We start from the raw sequence: 2050 nt of genomic DNA, 5'->3' as shown, positions 1-2050 counted from the left end.
AAGGCTATGAAAGAGATTCTGATTAGCATTCTCAATTTATTCGGTTTGGCTTGGTGGATAGAGATCCAGACACAGAGCCCCCGTTGTACCTACTACTTTGGCCCATTTCTGAGTGCTAAGGATGCAGAGGCAGAAATAGGTGGCTACCAAGAAGACTTGAAAGCAGAAGGCGCTCAAGTTAGTGCTGTTTTGCTAAAACGTTGTAAGCCAGCTAAGGTGACTGTGGAACACGAAACGATCGAAAGATCGAACCGCAAAGGATCGTCAGCGTATAAGGGTCGATCGAGCGTAGCCAGCTTTAAGGCTTAAAACTATTAGCGATCGCTCGTTTGAGAAGCTGTCGCAAATATATCGGGATGACTTTCCATCCAGCGATCGATATCTCCCAGTACCTGTGAGGGAATTTCCCAAGGAAACAGATGAGCGGTGTTGGGGTAGCAGTACCACTCGCAGTTTTTGAGGTGACGAGCTGTTTCCAAACTCGACTCGGCGGTGATGTGACGATCGGCTGCCCCAGCTAACATCAAACAAGGACATTCAATCTGGGATAGGTGTTCGAGTCGGTTGTACCCAGATTTTAGGGCTGTCATAAGCGATCGCGTTGCCGCACCCGAAGTACCCAGATATGCTGAAACAGCATCGGCAGCAATGTATCGATAAGCACTGGAGTTATGTTGCTGAATGAGGTAGCGGAAAAGCGATCGCTTCCCAAAAGTTTCGATATTCCATTGCCATCCCGGTTGCAGTCCATTTAAAATCGCAGCTAATCCTGTGTATAAATTATCCTCCCAACTGATGGGGGGATGGCTACCCCGAGGACGAGCTGCTGTCGCAATTAAAATTAAACCGCTGACTCGTTTCGGACATCTGAGTGCCAATTCCATAGCCAGAATGCCTCCCAGCGACCATCCCAACACCAAACAGCGATCGATCTCTAAGGAGTCTAGAAGCGCTTCCAAGTCGATTAAATGGTCGTGCATATCAAAATCGCCCTTAACGCGACTCCTGCCGTATCCCCGCAAATCGGGGGCGATAGTTTGGCATCGCTGGGAAAGGTGCTGGGTAAAGACGGACATACTGCTACCCGAACCGGGATGTCCGTGAAGGCAAAGTATCGGAAAACCTTTGCCGTGGATGTGGACGTGGAGCATAGGGGAGGGGGTGAGTGGGGTGGGTCAGATATTCCTAGTTTCGCGATCGTTTGAAGCTGTCTGTCTGACGCAGCTAAAGAGATTAATTACCGAACGCGAGCCAAAATATTCTCCATATCGGATAACTGAATAGCACCAGAGAATGCTTGACCGTTCATCACAAAAAATGGAGTGCCGGTAATTCCCAAATTTTCAGCGAGGAGCATATCTTGAACAATTGCATTATCGGCAATATTGCGATCCTGCTGAAACTTTTCCATATCTAGATTGAGGTTTTGGGCAATCTCCAAATACAGCGCTTCTCCTAATTTATCTTGCTGAGAAAAGAGGGCGTCTTGGTATTGCCAGAATTTGCCTTGTTGAGCGGCTGCCCAAGCAGCTTTGGCAGCTGGCATTGCTTCGGTATGAATCGAAGTCAAGGGGAAATGTTTGTAAACTAAAGTCACTTCATCCTGATGATTTGCCATGAACTGTTTGATAGTTTCCTGAGCCTTAGCGCAATAGGGGCATTGAAAATCTGAAAACTCTACCAGCACAATCTTTAAATCCTTCGCACCAGTCGTAGGAGACTCAGCAATTACTGCTTTCGGGTTACTTTTCAGGTCTTGCAAAAATGCCTGCTGTGCTTGATGTAATTTCTGTTGTTGTGCTTGCTGATAAGCTTGTAAAGATTCGAGAATTACTTCTGGATTTTCGCGAATAATTTGCAAAACCTGTTCTTGCAAGCGCGGACTGATGCGGGTAGCTGCTTGCGCGGGAAATGACCAGCAAGCTATTATAAAACATAATATCAACGGTGCGGCTAATCGCAATCTTTTTTTCACAATGTTTGGGAAACTTGTGAGTGCGATCGCGCACAACTGAACTAGACGCATAAATAACCTCTCGATGTGCTTACA

The 2050-nt window shown here is 46.8% G+C and carries 3 protein-coding genes; 1 reads left to right on the top strand and 2 read right to left on the bottom strand.

Going from position 1 to position 2050, the window contains the following annotated elements:
• Positions 1-309: DUF1816 domain-containing protein (locus tag H6S82_RS30680; RefSeq protein ID WP_347339573.1), on the top strand; the 309-nt coding region annotated here is incomplete at its 5' end.
• Between the two features lie 5 nt (positions 310-314).
• Here H6S82_RS30680 and H6S82_RS30675 read toward each other — a convergent pair.
• Both H6S82_RS30675 and H6S82_RS30670 read right to left on the bottom strand, forming a co-directional pair.
• Positions 315-1151 carry an alpha/beta hydrolase gene (locus H6S82_RS30675; RefSeq protein ID WP_190462177.1) on the bottom strand — a complete coding sequence of 279 codons (837 nt, stop codon included), beginning with the start codon at positions 1149-1151 and terminating at the stop codon, positions 315-317.
• Positions 1152-1237: 86 nt separating this feature from the next.
• Positions 1238-2026, bottom strand: a complete 789-nt coding sequence (locus tag H6S82_RS30670; protein WP_190462179.1) for a thioredoxin domain-containing protein — start codon at positions 2024-2026, stop codon at positions 1238-1240.
• Positions 2027-2050: the final 24 nt, after the last annotated feature.

The sequence above is a fragment of the Planktothrix sp. FACHB-1355 genome (assembly GCF_014748295.1).
In the GTDB taxonomy this organism is placed as follows: domain Bacteria; phylum Cyanobacteriota; class Cyanobacteriia; order Cyanobacteriales; family Aerosakkonemataceae; genus Aerosakkonema; species Aerosakkonema funiforme_A.
Note: the sequence above shows the minus strand (reverse complement) of the source record. Positions and strands in the feature narration are given on the sequence as shown.

Coding starts and splice junctions, on each gene's coding strand:
- H6S82_RS30675 (WP_190462177.1), bottom strand. CDS start 1,151: ATGCTCCACGTCCACATCCACGGCAAAGGTTTTCCGATACTTTGCCTT.
- H6S82_RS30670 (WP_190462179.1), bottom strand. CDS start 2,026: ATGCGTCTAGTTCAGTTGTGCGCGATCGCACTCACAAGTTTCCCAAAC.